The sequence below is a fragment of the Neolewinella sp. genome (assembly GCF_965214665.1).
In the GTDB taxonomy this organism is placed as follows: Bacteria; Bacteroidota; Bacteroidia; order Chitinophagales; family Saprospiraceae; genus Neolewinella.
This window is the reverse complement of record NZ_OZ243970.1, coordinates 900269-918232: the sequence shown is the minus strand read 5'-3', so window position 1 is coordinate 918232 and position 17964 is coordinate 900269. Positions and strand designations below refer to the sequence as shown.

Below are 17964 nucleotides of genomic sequence, written 5' to 3'. Positions count from 1 at the left end.
GAGCGGAGGAAGAGGGATTCGAACCCCCGGTGCCTTGCGACACGTCGGTTTTCAAGACCGGTGCATTAAACCACTCTGCCATTCCTCCTGCGGTGGTACGGTAAGCGGCGGCAAAGATAATTACTATCTACTACCTTCGCGCCAGTTTACCCAAACCACTCCCCCATGCCCAAGGATACTTCCATTTCTTCCGTACTCATCATCGGGTCCGGCCCGATCATTATCGGCCAGGCCTGTGAATTCGATTACTCCGGGACGCAAGCCAGCAGGAGTCTGCGGGAGGAAGGGATTACGGTCACCATCCTCAATCCGAACCCGGCCACGATCATGACCGATCCGATGACGGCTGACCACGTGTTCTTACTGCCGCTGACCACGGATAGCGTAGAGCAAATCCTAAAGGAGATCAAGCCCGATGCGGTACTGCCTACCATGGGCGGACAATCGGCGCTGAACCTGGCCATCGAATGCGGCGAGGTAGGCCTGTGGGATAAGTACAACTGCCGCCTGATCGGGGTAGACCTGGAGGCCATCGAGCTGGCCGAAAACCGGGAGCTTTTCCGCAAGCACATGGAACACATCGGCCTGAAGTGTGCACCGGCCATGATTGCTAACTCCTTCCTGGAGGGCATGGAGGCAGCCCAGGAGATCGGCTTTCCGCTGGTGATCCGGCCGAGCTACACGCTGGGAGGATTTGGCGGGGGGTTTTGTTTTGATGAAGAGGAGTTTCCGGAGATGCTTCGCAGGGGACTGGACGCCAGTCCGACCCACGAGGTGCTGATCGACCAGGCCGTACTGGGTTGGAAAGAGTTCGAATTGGAGCTGCTGCGGGACGCGGCGGATAATGTGGTGATTATCTGTGCCGTAGAGAACTTCGATCCCATGGGTATCCATACCGGCGACTCGATCACGGTGGCCCCGGCCATGACGCTCAGCGACACCGCCTACCAGGATATGCGCGATCAGGCGATCCTGGCCATGCGCTCGATGGGCAATTTTGCCGGGGGCTGCAACATCCAGTTCAGTCAGAATCCGGAGACGGAGGAGCTAATCGTCATCGAGATCAACCCCCGCGTAAGCCGCTCCTCCGCCCTGGCCTCCAAGGCAACCGGCTATCCCATCGCTAAAATCGCCGCCAAGCTGGCCCTGGGCTACTGCCTCGACGAGCTCAAGAACCAGATTACCAAGACCACCTCGGCCTTCTTTGAGCCCACGCTGGACTACGTGATCGTAAAAATTCCGCGGTGGAACTTCAATAAGTTTCCCGGGGCGGACCATAAGCTGGGGCTGCAGATGAAATCGGTGGGCGAGGTGATGGGCATCGGTCGCAATTTCCTGGAAGCGCTACAGAAGGCCTGCCAGTCGCTGGAAAACGGACGGGCCGGGCTCGGCTCCGACATCAAGGAGTGGATCAAGACCGACGACATCCTGCACCGGCTCGAAAATGCGAGTGAGGACCGCATCTTCCGCCTCAAGGATGCCCTGCGCCTCGGCGTACCCCGCAAGACCATCCAGAAGCTCACCAAGATCGACCCCTGGTTCATCAACCAGATCAAGCGGCTGGTGGACCTGGACGCCCAGGTACTGAAGTACAACGTGCCCGACGATCTGCCGGCGCCCTTCTTCCGCCAGCTCAAGGAAGTGGGCTACTCCGACGCCCAGATCGCCTATCTGCTACGGGTGGATGAGGAGACGGTCACTAAGCGCCGCTACGAACTCGGCATCCGGCGGGTGTACAAAATGGTCGACACCTGCGCGGCGGAGTTCGAGTCTAAGACGCCCTATTTTTATTCCACCTTCGACGGGGAAAACGAAAGCGTGGTTTCCGACAACCGAAAAATCATTGTGCTCGGATCAGGTCCTAATCGGATCGGACAAGGTATTGAATTCGATTACTGTTGCGTACACGGACTTAAAGCGGTGCAGGAAGCCGGTTTTGAGTCGATCATGGTGAACTGTAACCCGGAGACGGTGTCCACCGACTTCGATACCGCCGATAAGCTCTACTTCGAGCCCGTCTTTTGGGAGCACCTCTGGGAGATCATCGAGTTGGAGAAGCCGGAGGGCATTATCGTACAGCTCGGCGGCCAGACTGCCCTCAAGCTAGCCGAGGAGCTCAGCAACCGCGGCGTTCAACTAATGGGCTCTAGCTTTGAATCCCTGGACCTGGCCGAGGACCGCGGGCGATTTTCCCAGCTACTCAAGGAGCTCGGCATCCCCTACCCCAATTTCGGCACCGCCAAGGATGCCGACCAGGCCCTTGACGTCGCTCACCGGGTAAAGTACCCCGTGCTGGTACGGCCCAGCTACGTACTCGGCGGCCAGGACATGCGCATCGTCATTAACGACGCTGAGCTGGAACGTCACGTGCTCTCGATCTTCAAGAAGGCACCGGACGACGAGGTGCTCGTAGATCACTTCCTCGACCGCGCCAAGGAGGCCGAGATCGACGCCATCTGCGACGGCGAGGAAGTCCACATCATGGGCATCATGGAGCACATCGAGCCGGCGGGCATTCACTCCGGTGATTCCTCAGCAGTGCTGCCGACCTACTCGCTGAGCGTAGATGCGGTCAATAAGATGCGCGAGTACGCCGAAAAGCTTGCTTTCGCCCTAAAGATCAAGGGGCTGTTGAACGTTCAGTTTGCCATCAAGACGGATAAAGAAACGGGCGAGGAGATCGTCTACGTCATCGAGGCCAACCCCCGGGCCTCCCGCACCACCCCCTTTATCGCCAAGGCCTACCGCGTGCCCTACCTCAACATCGCCACCAAGGTGATGCTGGGCACCCACAAGCTGTCGGACTTCGACATCAACCCCCAGCCCAGCGGCTACGCCATCAAGGTGCCGGTCTTCAGCTTCAACAAGTTCCCCAACGTCGATAAGCAGCTCGGCCCCGAGATGAAGTCTACCGGCGAGGCCATCCGCTTCGTCAAGGACATGACCGACCCCTTCTTCCGGGAGTTGGACCGTAATCGGAGCATGTACCTGACGCGGTAGCCGCACCCGGCAACTCAAATTGTACTCTTAAGCGATTGCGTAACTTGCGAGAATGACAAAAATAGATCGGTCGAGTATTGTCTATGAGAGTATGGATTTCTCCGTGCACCGGTACCACGCAATGATTCAGGCAGGGGTGCTAAGTGCTGACGACAAGGTTGAGCTACTAGATGGAAAGATTGTACCTATGAGCCCGGTGGGAAGACTACACGCAGCCTGCGTGCTAGGATTAAGTGAAATCTTCTCCGCCAGATTTCTTGGCAAATACACGCTAAAGTCTCAGGACCCCATTACAATAGTACCCTTATCTGAACCGGAACCTGACTATATCATCGCTCGCTATGATGTGGACCGCTACACTGCCGGTCATCCACAGCCTGAAGACATTCATTTATTGATCGAGGTGAGTGACTCCACCCTGGACAAAGACCGGAACTATAAACTCCGTCTGTATGCCGCGTCGTCTATACCAGAATACTGGATCATCAACTTAGTCGACCGGCAGTTCGAAGTTTATACGCAGCCGGATGGTGTCTCAAGCTACCTCGATCAACTTATTTACCGTGAAGGAGAGCGGTTTCAGCACAACCTACTCGGCGAGATTGATACAGTTGAATTTTTACCAAGAATAAAAATTTTGAGACGGGACTAGTCCAATAGCGCATACACCAGCTTACGGATGCACACGTCCTGGTAATTCATCTTGCGCCCGGTAGCCGCCGTGGCTCCCCAGTAGACTTTACTGTTGCCACCGAAAATCTCGTTGATAATATCTCCCGTATAACTGGCCCGCAGCGCTCCGTCGAGGGTCACCTTCAGGGTCTGGTTACCTGGATTCCAGCTGACGGTAAGGGGACGTTTAGCGCCATTTTCTAGGTTCCCAACATCTACCGGGCTGGCCAGCGAGCGGGCGTGGTGCAACTGTCCGTGGGCCATAATGGCCACGTGGTCCGCTGCCGGATCACCCAAATGGAAATTCTGGTAGGTATCGAACTCGATCCCCAGCGAGGGGTAGAGTCCGGCAAACCCCATTCCCTCACCCCGGTAGCCGGTCTGCATGGTAGGGTGGAACACAAACACGATACCGTCGGCTCCCAGCTCGTCGTTTTCCCCCAGCACCAGATCGACGGTGAGCTCGAAGGGGTACTCCAGGTCCAACGGATTCTGGAACCAGGCCGAGCCGGAGACGTAGGCTTCCGCGGGCGTAAGGCGGATACACTCCTCATTCAAAATACGTGCGACCCCACCGAGCTTAAACTCCTCCACGCTATTCTGGGCGGGGAGCGCGGGTGCCAGCAGCGTGGCAACGGCAACGAGAACGGCGACGAGGGAGCAGCGGTGCATAGGGGGTGCCCCGGAGGGATTTGTTGTAAAATAGGGATTAGTTGTAAATAGTTGTCTATCAGCGGACAGCGACCTGGGGAGTTTGACGGTGGATTGACCTGGCCGCGCAACGACCGGGCTACCTTCGTGTTCTTAGTGTACTTCTTGTCACCCCTCATCTCTTGCCGCATGAAAAAGTCCTACCTCCTCGCCATTCTTCTGGTTGTCGTAGCCGTCGTGCTCTTCTGGCAAACCGGTAATGCGACCTCGGAGTACGCCGATTTCGCCCGGGCCGCCGAGACCGGTAACAAGGTGCAACTCGTGGGTACTTACGTCAAGGATAAACCCACGGTGTACGATCCGCTGACGGATCCCAACTACTTCAGTTTCTACCTGGAGGATTTGGCGGGGGCCGAGCGCGAGGTCGTACTGCTGATGGGCAAACCCCAGGATTTCGAGATGAGCGAGAGCATTGTACTAACCGGCCGCATGCGGGACGATCGCTTCATCGCTAGCGACATCCAGCTTAAGTGCCCCAGCAAGTACAAGGACGAGGAGGCCATGATTAAGAACCTGACGGAGAGCTAAGCCTACATGGATATACAGTATCTGAACGAGCACCTCGGTCCCCGCTACATCGGGCACTTCGCCGTGGTGCTGGCCTTTTTCGCCGCTATCCTCAGTATGGGAAGCTACATCATGGCTACCCAAACCCGGGGGGAAGTACTGCGGAGTCGGAGCTGGCAGCGGCTTGGCCAATTGAGCTTTCTGGCCCACGGCGCGGCCGTATTCACCGTCATCGGCTGCATCTTTTACGCGATGCTCAACCAGTACTACGAGTACCAGTACGTGACGGCCCACGTCGACGGGGAGCTACAACAGCGGTATATCTTTTCGGCCTTCTGGGAGGGGCAGGAGGGTAGTTTCCTACTGTGGATGTTCTGGCACGTTATGCTGGGCTACGTCCTCATGGTGGTGGCCCGCAGCTGGGAAAAGCCCGTCATGGCGGTGCTCTGCTCAGTACAGGTGGTGATCGTCTCTATGTTACTCGGGGTACACTTCGGTTTCGGCGATGCACTGATCAAACTAGGTTCGAATCCCATGCTGCTACTGCGCGAAACGGTCAACGCGCCCATCTTCCAGCAGGCCGACTACGTCGAGTTACTACGCGGCAACGGACTCAACCCCAGCCTGCAGAACTACTGGATGACCATCCACCCCCCCACCCTCTTTCTAGGCTTCGCCAGCACCGTGGTTCCCTTCGCCTACGCGGTGGCCGGCCTCTGGACCGGTCGGCACCGGGAGTGGCTCGATCCGGCACTGCGGTGGAGCCTGTTTAGTGCCGGCATTCTGGGTATTGGCATCCTGATGGGGGCGGCCTGGGCCTACGAGGCGCTCAACTTCGGGGGCTACTGGGCCTGGGACCCGGTGGAAAACACCAGTCTGGTGCCCTGGCTGATGCTGGTAGCGGGTATCCATACTAATCTGATCAGCCGGGCCACCGGACAGGGCATCCGCGCCACCTACCTCTTCTACTTATTCACCTTCGTGCTGATCGTCTACAGCACCTTCCTGACCCGCTCCGGCGTACTCGGCGACACCAGCGTACATGCCTTCACCGAGATGGGACTGGAGGCTCAATTATTATTCTTCCTTGCGTTTTACTTTTTTCTAAGTTTGGGGCTGATGATCTGGCGGTGGGGCAGCATTCCCGTGCCGGAGCGCGAGGAGGCCACCACGAGTCGGGAGTTCTGGATGTTCATCGGTAGCCTGACCCTCTTCATGTCGGTGGTGCTGATTTTGGGCGCAACGAGTCTGCCGGTCTACAACGAGATCCGGGAGTGGATCAATCCGGCCTTCGACGGCCTCACCCTCACCGAGCCGGAAGCTCATCACAACCGCTTCCAGATCTGGATCGGCATCTTCATTGGGTTGATGAGTGGAGTGGCGCAGTACCTGCGCTGGCGGGAGCGCAACTTCGGTAATTACTTCGGCAAGTTTGCTCTTCGTACCGGTATTGCCATCGCGGGCACCGGTCTGCTCACCTTTCTCACGCTGCTCTGGATCCAGGCACCCAGTATCGCCTATAAATTACTCGTGTTTGCCGGTTGGTTCGCGATCTGGACCAACCTTGATTACTTGCTCTTCTTCGTGCGAAAGGATACCCGGGTAGCGGGTAGTGTGATCAGTCACGTAGGCTTTGGGTTTATGCTCATTGGCATTATGGCCAGTGCAGGTAATAAGCGCATAATTTCCCAGAATCAGTTTCTCATGGAGGGGCTCACGGAGGACGAGCAGCTTGCCCGGAGCACCGTACGCCTGTACCAGAACGTGCCGCTCGGCATGGAAGACTACGTGGTCAACTTTACCGGTGATACGATCGAGGGGCTGAACCGTCGGTACCTTATGGACTATAAGCGGCTGGATAAATCCGGCAAACCTGTGGAAGAGTTCCAACTGGCACCAAACGTACTCTACGACAAGGGTTTTGAGAATATCGCCATCACCAATCCCAGCACGAAGCACTACTGGAACAAGGACATTTTTACCGTAATTATGGGTTTACCGCCCGAAGAGCAGAGCGTAAAGATCCGCCAGGAAACCGAGGATAGCCTCCAGTACCGCGTCCTGCCGCTGAACGTAGGGGAGCGCACGACCTTCCGCGACACGGTGCCCATCCCCCAGCGCAACAGTTCCGTCATCTATACCTATGGCATTGAGCTGACCGATTTTTCCCGCTTGCCTACCCACCCCGAGTATACCCCGGAGCCGGGTGACATCGGCCTGAGCGCAGTAGTTCACGCAGAACGCACCGGCGGCATTGCCGCACACGACACGACGGCCACGGTAGCGCTGATCCTACGCGACGGACTACTCTACCATTACCCCGCCCAGCTCAATGATATGTCGCTGCGAGTGAAGATCGACGAGTCGGTCTTTGAGCAACTGCTCGTGCGCGACAGCGACCTGAATTACCAGGAGTACACCGTAGAGCCGGGCAGTACGATTACGGTCGGTGACCAGACGCTAACCTTCGAGCGCTTCGTTTCCCAGCCGCAGGTAGAGCACTTCCAGCCGCAGGACGAAGACATTTGGGTTAGCGCGCTGCTGACTACCCCCGACGGCCAGTCCATGCAACCCGTATTCTTGATTCGGGGAAAGCAACCGAGCGGGGTAAGGGACGAGATCACCAGCCTAGGTCTTTACGCCCACCTGGTGAGTATCAACCCAAATACGAACGAAGCTACCCTCCGTATCGCACAGCGCGACCCTAGTACCCGCCTTTCCATACCCCTGGCAGTCGCACCGCGTAGTTACCGTACCGATTACATCACCCTACAGGCCATCGAGTTTCCCGGCATCAACCTGTTTTGGTTCGGTACCATCGCGATGATGGTAGGCCTGCTCATCAGTATGGTGTACCGTATCAGGACGCGGCGGCTACCCGTAGCTGCGATCGATCGGTAGGGGGGCGCACTCCGGTGACCCTGCCGAGGTAGGTATGCGCCGCGATGTGGACGTACGGTAGCTGCACCTGGCGGTTACCAACTCGGAGCGGACGGTACTTGAGCGGTCCCCTGACCATGAACCACTCCCCCTTACGCAGGTGGCGGTGCAGATCGAGGGCCAGGGGTCCCCAGGCCTGACAGTGGTGCAGGGTGGTCTGCCCGCGGTCGTCCGTGGTACGGATCTGGATGCGGGTGAGGTCCTGCGCCTTCTCAGTACAGAAGTAGACGGGATCGGAGGCCACCTCCCCGATGAGGGTTAGACTATTCATGGTTGACGGTAAAGGGATGAACGGGCTCGGCGGCAATGCCGACGGAACGGGTGATGGAACGGGAAGACAGCAGGCGAAATTCCGAGAGGTGTATTTCGGCCTTGACCAGTACGGTGCCGTTGACGGTAAGCTTGCGGTTTACTAGTTTTCCGTGCACGAGCAGCGTATCGCCCCGCCTAGCGCGCCGGTGCAGCTGCGTTGCTAGGCCGTGCCAGCCCACTAGGCTGTGCACCTGGGTGTCCTGACCACTGTCCCGGCCACCGGCAGCATCTTGGTACAAACGCAGGCTAGCCCGGGGCGTGCCATCGGAGAGTGTGACCAGTTCGGGATCGTGCCCGACGCGTCCGATAAGCTGGATGTAGTTATGTAAAACCATGGGAAGGAAGAGTTGGTGATGCCACAAACCTCGGTCCCAGCACGACATCTAATCGTCAAGTATTCATATACTTGCGTTTATAATCGAATGAATACGTTTACGTACGCTTACCCTGGCTAGACCATGCGGCTGTGCCAGCTGTCCTCCAGGGGGCGCTCGAAGATCTGACGCAGTTCCCCGAGCTCCTTCACCAGGGGATCGAAGACAATACTCTCGTTGGTGAGTTGCCCCTGGGCGTAGAGAAGTTTAAATTCTTCGCGGCCGACGGTATGGATGGTGCCGCGCTCGTCGCGGTAGCTAAAGCGCATCCGGTTAAAGAAGTCTACGCCGAGCTCCGCACCGAGCTCCTTGACGAAATGTACGCTCCCGTCGATGGAGCAACCGCTGGCTTCGGCCTGGGTCTCGTCGACGGCCAGGACCAGAAAGCGGTTATGCAGTACGTCGGCCGCGGAGGTTAGCGACTGTTGGTGGCTCACCCACTGGCTCACGAACTCCTGAGCGCGGCTGCGGACGAGCCTAGTCTCCTGGGCGGTAAGGGCGCGTTCGGCGCCGTAGATCCAGATGCGACTTTCGGAGGCGAGTTGATCGAGGGGACTGCTCATAAATGGGTAGGATTGCGGCCGCAAAGATAGGTGCTACAGACTGCGTAGTTTGCCCCCCGATGTCAGACTCTATCTCCCTCAACAAATACCTTTCCAGCACCGGTATCTGCTCGCGCCGGGAGGCCGATGGTTGGATCGAGGCCGGGCGGATCACCATCAACGGCACGGTTGCCCGTAGGGGCAACCGCGTGGAAGTGGGTGACGCGGTGCTGCTCGACGGCAAGCCCGTCGGCGGCCGCCCCGCCCCGGTGTACCTAGCCTTCCACAAACCCCCCGGGGTCACTAGTACTACCGATCCTAAGGACCCGGACAACATCATCGACTACCTCAAGTACCCGCAGCGCATCTTTCCCATCGGTCGGTTGGACAAAGCCTCGACGGGCTTGATCCTGCTGACCAACGATGGCGACGTAGTTAACGAGATCCTACGGGCGGAGAACGAGCACGAAAAGGAATACATCGTCACGGTAGACCGGCCGGTCACGCCAGCTTTCCTGCGCGGCATGGCTGCCGGTGTGCCCATCCTAAACACCCGCACCGCCCCCTGCGCCGTAGAACGCCTTGGCCAGCGGGCGTTTCGCATTATCCTTACCCAGGGGCTCAACCGACAGATCCGCCGCATGTGTGCCTTTTTTGGGTATTCGGTGCTTACCCTCAAACGGGTCCGCATCATGCACATCGAACTCGGGGAGCTTCCGGTAGGGCAGTACCGGCTGATCGACCCACCGGTTGCACCTGCGGCCCCGCCCGGGTGACGCTCTAGGATGCAACTGAGCCCCCGAAGAGGTGTTAGGTAATTAACCTACTTTTGCAGCCCGAAACGACCCCCCCATGGGAAAAGAGCCCCTGAAAACCGTCATTATTGGATCCGGACCCGCGGGTTATACCGCCGCTATCTACGCCGCCCGCGCTAACCTCAGCCCCGTTCTGTATACCGGTCGCGAGCCGGGCGGACAGCTCATGATCACCACCGACGTGGAGAACTTTCCGGGCTATCCGGAGGGTATCATGGGCCCCCAGATGATGGAAGACCTGCGGCAGCAGGCCGAGCGCTTCGGGACCGACATCAAGTACGAGCTGGTGGATCGGGTGGACTTTTCCGGAGACGTCAAGCGTATTTTCACCGAGAGCGGCGAGGAAATACCGGCGCATAGCGTAATCATTTCCACAGGAGCTAGCGCGCGCTGGCTGGGGATCGAAAGCGAGCAGCGACTGGCCAACAAGGGGGTGAGTGCCTGTGCGGTATGTGACGGCTTTTTCTACCGGGGTAAGGACGTGGCCATTGTGGGCGCCGGCGATAGTGCCTGTGAGGAGGCCCTATACCTGAGCAATCTCTGCCCCACAGTGCACATGCTGGTGCGCCGCGACGAGATGCGCGCCTCGGCCATCATGCAGCAGCGGGTGATGAAGCAGCAAAACATCCGGGTGCACTGGAATACCGAGACCGAGGAGATCCTGGGCGATACTGAGGTGACCGGGGTACGGGTCCGCAACAATCAGACCGATGAGGTGACCGAGCTTCCCATTGCCGGTTTCTTCGTGGCCATCGGCCACATCCCCAACACCAAACTGTTCGAAGGGGTGCTGGAGATGGAAGAGAGCGGCTACCTGAAGCACGAGCCCAACTCTACCCACACCAACGTGGAGGGGGTGTTCGTGAGTGGGGACGCGGCCGATCACGTATACCGGCAGGCGATCACCGCAGCCGGCACGGGGTGTATGGCCGCCCTGGACGCGGAGCGCTACTTAGGGGAAAAGGGCGTCATCTAGCCTACCCCCTTCGCTTACTGGCCTGTAGGGTATTCATCAGCAGACTGACGACGGTCATCGGACCTACCCCGCCGGGTACGGGGGTCATGGCACTTACCTTGTGCTTGAGTCCGGCGTAATCCGCATCGCCCGCCAGGCGATAGCCCCGGTTACGGCTGGCATCATCGACCCGGTTGATGCCTACGTCGATAATTACTGCACCCTCCTTGACCATGTCCGCGGTGACCATTTCCGGAATACCGATGGCGGCTACGATTATGTCGGCCCGCAGGGTGTGGGATTTCAAATCCCGGGTACGGCTGTGGCAGAGGGTGACGGTGGCGTTGCCGGGGGAGCTTTTGCGGCTCAGCAGAACGGTCATGGGCGTACCGACGATATTCGAGCGCCCCAGCACCACCACCTCTTTTCCACTGGTCTCGATGCCGTAGCGCTCCAGCATTACCATGATGCCATTAGGGGTGGCGGGGAGGTAGGCATCGAGGCCCAGGGTCATGCGGCCGATGTTAACGGGGGTGAAGCCATCGACGTCCTTGCGGGGGTCGATGGCTAGGTTCACCGCGTCCTCATCGATGTGCTTTGGAAGGGGCAACTGGACGATGAAGCCGTCGACGTCGGGGTCCTCATTGAGCTCGGTTACGATAGCTAGCAATTCAGACTGGGTGATGGACTCCGGGCGGCGGATGAGGCTACTGCGGAAGCCGACCTCCTCGCAACTGCTCACCTTATTGCGGACGTAGACCTGACTGGCGGGGTTTTCTCCGATCAGCACGGCGGCCAGGTGTGGTATCTTACCGGCAGCCTGACGGATGGCGTCGACCTCTTCCTTGAGTTCCTCCTTAATTGCCTGCGCCAGGGCCTTACCGTCCAATACTTGCATTCGGTTCTACGTTTTGCGCCAAAGATAGCGCCGGTCCTAGCTTACCCCTCGCCTATGCTGCACCCCTACCCCCGACCTCTACTCACCGTGCTGTGTTGCCTGCTTACCTACCTCGTCACGGGGCAGGAAGTCGTGCGTATCGGTACTCAGCAGCCGGAGGTCCAGGTGTGTAGCGGTCGCTTTGTGGACAGCGGCGGAGTAGACGGACCCCACGCGGCGGCGGGCAGTCGGCAGTCCATCACGATTTGCTCGGACGGCGCATCGGCCGAAAACTCACACCTGGAGCTTTCCTTCGACGTCATTGACCTCAGCGGTACCCTGACGGTGCGCAACGGCCGGTCAGCGACCGCCCCGATCCTCCGCCGTATCACCGGGGCCAACAACTCGGAGCGCATCACGGTCGTGGCAACGGCGGCCAACGCCTCCGGCTGCCTGACGGTCGAGTTCGAGAGCACGGGAAATAGGGCGGGTTGGGAAGCGGGTATCCGCTGTGTAGCGGCCTGCCAACCCATTACGGCCGAGTTAGTAAGCAGCACCCCGGCGCCCTCCTCTGACGCGGACGGGGCCATCGACCTCTGCCTTGGCGATCCGGTCACCCTCACCGCCCGGGGGGTGTATCCGGAAGCGGGCATCGTCTACCCCCAGAGCGATGCCACCACTACGTTTACCTGGACTTTCCAGGATGGTACCGAGCGCCGCGGCCGCACCGTTACGCACCGCTATACCGAAGCGGGAGGCTACCTCCCCGAAGTCGTTCTTACCGACCAACGGGGGTGTAGGAGCCGTAACACCATCACGCAGCGCGTACGGGTGTCGGGACCGCCGATTGTCACACCGAGTAGGCAGCAGGAATTAGTGGTGTGTGCGGATGAGACCATCGCACTCGGCCTCGACGGTACGGACGATGCAGCCGTGACCTACCGCGCCTCTGCCCGCACATTTAATTTTGGCACCCCCGAGCCCCGGGCGGAGCGGGTGGTAATCCCGGAGACAGCAAACGATACGCTAATCTCCCGCCTACCGATCCGACAGTTTGCGGAAGGGGAACGGCTAGGCTCCGGAGATGGCATCGTGCAGATCTGCGTCGATATTGAGCACGACTACGTTGGCGATCTATCCATGTGGGTAACGTGTCCGGACGGTAGCCGGGTAGATCTGATGGTACGCGATCCGTTAGAACAGGGGGCACGGGGAGAATTCTTTGGCGATCCAAGTACCGAGCCCAACTCCCCCGATCCCGGCACCCCCGGCACCTACTGCTGGATCAGCTCCGGGGGGCCGACCATCGACGAGGTAGCCCGCTCGATTCCCAACGGTCAACGAATGCCGGAGGAGATACGCTACCGACCCGCCGCCGGCACCTTTAGCAACTTCAGCGGTTGCGTGCTGAACGGCGACTGGGAGCTGCACGTACTGGACTTGATTAGCGGCAATGGCGGCACCGTCTTCAACTGGTCCATCGAATTTCAGGAAAAGCTTTTGCCCCCCAACGAAGCGTTCACCGTTCCAATCACCGCAAGCCGGTTCCGCGATAATGGGCAACTAAGTTCCTACGCCGCCGACCGCATCACCTTCACCGGCACTTCCCCCGGCTTCGTCAACCAGATCCTGACCAGCACCGATAGCTTCGGGTGTAACTACGATACCCTGATTCCCGTCACCGTCCGTTCCCCCTACGCAGCGGATTGCTTCAGCTGCCCCCCCCCGGTCACCAGCCCACCGGTTGATACCAGCATCTGCCGTGGCAGCAGCTTCGTAGCCCAACTGGACCCCGGTATCGAAAGCGCGATCGACACGGTCCGCTGGCGGGCCAGCACCAACCAGGGCATCAGTTTGCTCAACGCTACCCCCGCTGAACCCTTCCGCTCCAGACTTACAGTCACCGACCAGGTGCCCACGATCTTTAACGAGCCCTCCGTCACCCTAACCGCCGTGTGCCTTGATTATCAGAGCAACGGTTCGCTCACCGGTCTGGCCCTCACCCTGGTTTCTCCCGTCGGTAGTCGACTACCCCTCGTGAGCCCCGGTCAGGTGAGTGGCCGCAGCTTCAGTAACTGCCTGGTTCCCGATGGAAGCCCCCCCTGGACGGCCCTGCGCGGGGAAGCCGTCAACGGAGACTGGATCCTGGAGGTCAGTGATACCAGCTCCGGCAACCGTGGTACGCTGATGAGTTGGTCCCTCGATCTCGTACGCCAGCCGGCTATCACCTACCGCTGGTCACCGGCCGGCCCCGAGCTGAGTTGCACGGACTGCGCCGCACCCACCATCACGCCCACCCAGGACCGGACGTACACCCTCAGCACCACCACCGCCGACGGCTGCAACGGCACGGCCAGCATCAACGTCACGGTCAAGGATATCACGATCGACTACACGGCCGACATTTTCGCTGGCTGCGCGGGACAGGACGACGGCAGCATCATCCTCACGCCGGACCGGTCCGACGCCGACATCAGTAGTTACCGGTGGAGCAACGGGGCCATGCAGCGCGACATTCGGAGTCTTTCCCCGGGCACCTACACCCTTACGGTCACGGCCCCCAACGGATGCCAGGACTCCTTCCGCTACACCGTACCCCTCCCCGATCCGATCGTCGTGAACGTCCTGGAGAACAGGCCGGCAAGGTGCTTCGGGGAGTCTAACGCCAGCATCACGACCAGCACCCGCGGCGGTACGCCACCCTACACCTATAGCTGGAGCGATCCGTCCATCGGTGCGGGCGGGGCCGCAGGTGCAATCCCGGCGGGAACGTACTCCCTCACCGTGACGGACGCCAGTGGCTGTAGCGCCGATACCGCCATCACGGTCACCCAACCCCTACCGCTGACCGCTACGCTCACCCAGACCCCAACGCCCTGCCGCGACGGCGCCTCCGGGGCTCTCTCGGCAACCGGCAGCGGGGGGACCGCCCCGTACGCCTTCCGCTGGTCGACCGGCGGTACCGGTTCCGAACTAAGGGACCTGGCTGCAGGACGGTACGGACTCACCATCACGGATGCGGCGGGCTGCACCTTCGATACTACGGCTACCGTGACGGAGCCCGACGAGCGATTCGTCGTCGTCATCGTGGACACCCTGCCTCCCTGCGCCGGACAAGCTAACGGGCAGGCGGCGGTCTTCGCCAGTGGCCCACAGCCGGTGAGCTACACCTGGAGTAGCGCAGAAACAACCGCACGGGCCAGTAATTTGGCAGCGGGGCCGAACGGTGTCACGGTAACCGACGAAAACGGCTGCCGGCAAGACCTCAGTTTTACCCTCAGCGAGCGCGACCCGGTTCAACCTACCATCAGTTTTGCCACCTCCAATCTTTGCGATGCCACCGTACCCCGCTACCTCCAGCTCGAACGGAGCTACGCGCGCTACCGCTGGTCGACCGGGGATACGACGGCCCGCGTGACCGACCTGGTGGACGGGGCCACCTATTCCGTAACGGTCACCACCACCGGTGGCTGTACCGGTGTAGATACCTTCGTGTACCGTGCACCAGCAGCGGTGTCGTTTACGGCGGCTATCACCCCGGTGAGCTGTTTTGGTACGCGGACCGGGTCCATCAGCATTGGTGACGTTACCGGCCCGCTGCCCGGCCCCTATGATCTGGAATGGGGCGAAAACACCGATTTTGCTACCGGTCCTACGGTCACCGAGCTACTCGCGGGCAAGTACGAACTAACCATTCGTCAGGGGGAAGCTTGCAGGCTAGATACCAGCCTTAGGGTAGGTACGCCCGAGCTGCTGATCCTCGAGACCCGAAAACGTGACATCAGCTGCTTCGCGGCGCGCGACGGCAGCATTCGCACCATCGTTTCCGGAGGCACTTTGCCCTACCGCTTCGACTGGTCGACCGGAGCGACCGCCTCCAATCTAGACAGCCTAGGGCCTGGTACCTACGCACTCGAACTCACGGATGCAAACGGCTGTCGGGAGTCCGCAACCTTGGAGCTGGATAGCCCCGGTGAGGTCACGCTCTCCGCTACCATGCAGGCCGGCACCTGCGGGGGTGAGGCCAGCGGACGCATCGACCTGGAGGCCTCCGGGGGGCAGCCGCCCTACCAGTACGCTCTAGACGGGGCCCAGTTCGGACCTACCCCCTCCTTCACCGGGGTGAATGAAGGCGAGTACCGCGTAACGGTCCGGGATGCGGCGGCTTGCACGGCCACTACCAGCGTTCTGGTCGAGAACGGACCTAAACTGCAGGTGGACCTTGGAGAAGACCTTGACATATCCTTCGGTGATAGCGTACGTCTCAACCCCATCATTACGGGAGCGACCGGTCCGGTAGACTACCTCTGGGAGGAAAGCGATCCCGGTACGCTAAGCTGTCTGATCTGCCCGGCTCCCGTAGCCCTGCCCCCCTACCTAGTACAGTACACCGTGAACGTGATGGATACCCTGGGGTGTACCGCGCGGGATGCGATCACCGTACGCGTGGAAAAGATCCGGGAGGTGGCCGTACCGACCGGCTTTTCCCCAAATGGCGATGGGCGCAACGATCGGCTACTGGTACACGGCCGGCCGGGTACGCGGGTGGAGGAGCTCCAGGTATTCGACCGCTGGGGCGGACAGGTTTACCGGGATGCGGCGGGTGACTGGCCGGTCAACGACCCGAACCGCGGCTGGGACGGGCGCGGTCCCGGCGATAAAGCCATGAATGCCGGGGTGTACATCTACAAACTCACCGTGATCTACCCCGACAATAGTCGGGAGACGCTGAGCGGACAAACCACCCTAATCCGCTAGTATGCGCACCGTAAGTCCAGCCTACCCCCCCCGCTACCTCCTCGTCCTAGTCTCGTGCCTACTGCTATGCACCTGCGCACGCGCCCAGGATGCCCGATTCAGCCAGTTGCACGCTACGCAGCTGCTGAGTAATCCTGCCCTGACCGGGGTGATGAACGCCGGCCTGCGGGTGACCCTGAACTACCAGACCCACTTTATGACGCTCGACGATACCGAAGGCTTTCGCAGCGTGGCGGCAGCGGGAGAGGTACGTCGACCCCTCGGACGGCAAAACTTCGTGGGTCTCGCCGCGCAAGTGCAACACGACCGGGCCGGTAGCAGCGATTTTGTACGTAGCCAGGGCCTAGCATCCGGTAGCTACCAGCAGCAGATAGCGCCCGGTCACTTTATCAGCGGCGGGGCCCAGTTGGGGGTGGGTCAGCGGGGGTTCGATCTGACCAAACTGTGGTTTTCCGATCAGTACTTCGTGGACCCGGTGACCCGGGCAGCCTACCTTGATCGCAGGCTGCCGAGCGGGGAGCCGTTCGGGGGACAGGGCAGCCAGTTGTACCTCGACGTGAATGCCGGAGTGGCCTACTTTGCGGGTCTGGGCGACCGGCGGGGCGTGTACGTAGGTGGCGCGGTATACCACCTGAACGGTGCCAATGTATCGCCCCTACCCGGTGAGGAGGACCTGCTGTTACGGCGTTACGTGGTACACGGCGGGGGGGAGCTACCGCTCGGGAAGGGTTACATGAGCGTCCTGCCGGCCGCACGAGTGATGGTCCAGGGGCCGAGCGTGAGTGCACTGGTGGGCGGACAGCTGCGGTACTCGGAGCGGCAGTGGCGGGAGGTGGCGTTGCGCTTTGGTTCCTACCTACAGCTGACCAGGGGGCGGGAAGAACGAATGGGTCTTGGGGCTATGGTGGTGCTCGTAGGGTTGGAGTACGATGCGTTTCAGCTAGGCCTAAGCTACGATTTGATGGTAGGTGCATTACGGCAGACTACGGCCAGCCGGGGTGGTTTTGAGCTAAGCATGGTGTACGCAAAGGAGAGCCAACGCAAGCAGCGGGTAAAGTGTCCAACCTTCTAGTGTACATACATTATTTGGAATATCCTCACCATATATCCTTCCAATTTTATATTATAATTTTCAACAGATTTATCTATTGAATTTATCTAATGGACTGAACGATCACTACCTTCGGTGTGTTTGGGCTATGCGCCTAACCACCACATCATGCAACACCACAATTTCGACAGCTCCAGCGAGCTGGTCACTTTTGCTGCCTACGAGGCGAACCAACGACTTCTTTACCTGACCTTTACCGGTCAGACCACCACCATTGCCTACCAAAACGTCAGCCCCGAACTCTTTGAGGAGCTGGTACGCTCCCCCTATCCCGACGTGTGTATCCGGTTCAAAATACAGGCGCAGCACAGCTTTCGCCGCGTAGAGCCATCCTTCGAGCCGATTCCGTCTACCCTGATCAAGTAGCCCTACCTTCGCCGCCGAGAATCC

The 17964-nt window shown here is 59.8% G+C and carries 14 protein-coding genes and 1 tRNA gene; 9 read left to right on the top strand and 6 right to left on the bottom strand.

The genetic code is table 11. The annotated features are described in order from the left end of the window. Nucleotides 1-3: 3 nt before the first annotated feature. Nucleotides 4-88 (bottom strand) — tRNA-Ser (locus ACOOHD_RS04185). Nucleotides 89-165: 77 nt separating this feature from the next. Between ACOOHD_RS04185 and carB the strand changes: the two genes are divergently transcribed. Continuing rightward, complete coding sequence (carB, locus tag ACOOHD_RS04180; RefSeq protein WP_420460313.1) at nucleotides 166-3000, top strand: carbamoyl-phosphate synthase large subunit; 2835 nt, start codon at nucleotides 166-168, stop codon at nucleotides 2998-3000. A 52-nt stretch (nucleotides 3001-3052) separates the two neighbouring features. After that, entirely contained in the window at nucleotides 3053-3652 is a 600-nt protein-coding gene (locus ACOOHD_RS04175) for a Uma2 family endonuclease (RefSeq protein ID WP_420460312.1), read from the top strand. Here the strand turns inward: ACOOHD_RS04175 and ACOOHD_RS04170 are convergent. Then, on the bottom strand, nucleotides 3649-4344 hold the full coding sequence (locus ACOOHD_RS04170; protein ID WP_420460311.1) for an L-type lectin-domain containing protein: 696 nt from the start codon (nucleotides 4342-4344) through the stop codon (nucleotides 3649-3651). The genes ACOOHD_RS04175 and ACOOHD_RS04170 overlap by 4 nt on opposite strands. Before the next feature lie 168 nt (nucleotides 4345-4512). Between ACOOHD_RS04170 and ACOOHD_RS04165 the strand changes: the two genes are divergently transcribed. Continuing rightward, nucleotides 4513-4911, top strand: coding sequence for a cytochrome c maturation protein CcmE (locus ACOOHD_RS04165; RefSeq protein WP_420460310.1), 399 nt, complete (start codon nucleotides 4513-4515; stop codon nucleotides 4909-4911). Between the two features lie 6 nt (nucleotides 4912-4917). Continuing rightward, on the top strand, nucleotides 4918-7791 hold the full coding sequence (gene ccsA, locus ACOOHD_RS04160; protein ID WP_420460309.1) for a cytochrome c biogenesis protein CcsA: 2874 nt from the start codon (nucleotides 4918-4920) through the stop codon (nucleotides 7789-7791). On the opposite strand, the gene ACOOHD_RS04155 is transcribed toward ccsA, so the two are convergent. The 3 genes from ACOOHD_RS04155 to ACOOHD_RS04145 all read right to left on the bottom strand — a co-directional run bounded on the left by ACOOHD_RS04155 (nucleotide 7751) and on the right by ACOOHD_RS04145 (nucleotide 9079). Continuing rightward, a complete protein-coding gene (locus ACOOHD_RS04155; RefSeq protein WP_420460308.1) occupies nucleotides 7751-8101 on the bottom strand; it encodes a single-stranded DNA-binding protein in 351 nt (116 codons plus the stop codon). The genes ccsA and ACOOHD_RS04155 overlap by 41 nt on opposite strands. Then, nucleotides 8094-8477, bottom strand: a complete 384-nt coding sequence (locus tag ACOOHD_RS04150) for a single-stranded DNA-binding protein (RefSeq protein WP_420460307.1) — start codon at nucleotides 8475-8477, stop codon at nucleotides 8094-8096. Before ACOOHD_RS04150 ends, ACOOHD_RS04155 begins: the two co-directional genes overlap by 8 nt. A 116-nt stretch (nucleotides 8478-8593) precedes the next feature. After that, nucleotides 8594-9079, bottom strand: coding sequence for a hypothetical protein (locus ACOOHD_RS04145; RefSeq protein WP_420460306.1), 486 nt, complete (start codon nucleotides 9077-9079; stop codon nucleotides 8594-8596). 59 nt (nucleotides 9080-9138) lie between these two features. On the opposite strand from ACOOHD_RS04145, the gene ACOOHD_RS04140 reads away from it, so the two are divergent. Both ACOOHD_RS04140 and trxB read left to right on the top strand, forming a co-directional pair. Continuing rightward, nucleotides 9139-9834, top strand: coding sequence for a pseudouridine synthase (locus ACOOHD_RS04140; RefSeq protein WP_420460305.1), 696 nt, complete (start codon nucleotides 9139-9141; stop codon nucleotides 9832-9834). Between the two features lie 76 nt (nucleotides 9835-9910). Further along, on the top strand, nucleotides 9911-10849 hold the full coding sequence (gene trxB, locus ACOOHD_RS04135; protein ID WP_420460304.1) for a thioredoxin-disulfide reductase: 939 nt from the start codon (nucleotides 9911-9913) through the stop codon (nucleotides 10847-10849). A gap of 1 nt (nucleotide 10850) precedes the next feature. Here the strand turns inward: trxB and ACOOHD_RS04130 are convergent, their stop codons facing one another. After that, the gene (locus tag ACOOHD_RS04130; RefSeq protein WP_420460303.1) at nucleotides 10851-11726 is read right to left on the bottom strand and encodes a bifunctional 5,10-methylenetetrahydrofolate dehydrogenase/5,10-methenyltetrahydrofolate cyclohydrolase; all 876 of its coding nucleotides are present in this window, start codon (nucleotides 11724-11726) and stop codon (nucleotides 10851-10853) included. 54 nt (nucleotides 11727-11780) lie between these two features. Between ACOOHD_RS04130 and ACOOHD_RS04125 the strand changes: the two genes are divergently transcribed. From ACOOHD_RS04125 to ACOOHD_RS04115, 3 genes are all read left to right on the top strand, one after another. Continuing rightward, nucleotides 11781-16463 carry a proprotein convertase P-domain-containing protein gene (locus ACOOHD_RS04125; RefSeq protein ID WP_420460302.1) on the top strand — a complete coding sequence of 1561 codons (4683 nt, stop codon included), beginning with the start codon at nucleotides 11781-11783 and terminating at the stop codon, nucleotides 16461-16463. A 1-nt stretch (nucleotide 16464) separates the two neighbouring features. Beyond that, entirely contained in the window at nucleotides 16465-17535 is a 1071-nt protein-coding gene (locus ACOOHD_RS04120) for a PorP/SprF family type IX secretion system membrane protein (protein ID WP_420460301.1), read from the top strand. Nucleotides 17536-17682: 147 nt separating this feature from the next. Continuing rightward, nucleotides 17683-17940, top strand: a complete 258-nt coding sequence (locus ACOOHD_RS04115; RefSeq protein ID WP_420460300.1) for a hypothetical protein — start codon at nucleotides 17683-17685, stop codon at nucleotides 17938-17940. Nucleotides 17941-17964 lie beyond the last annotated feature (24 nt).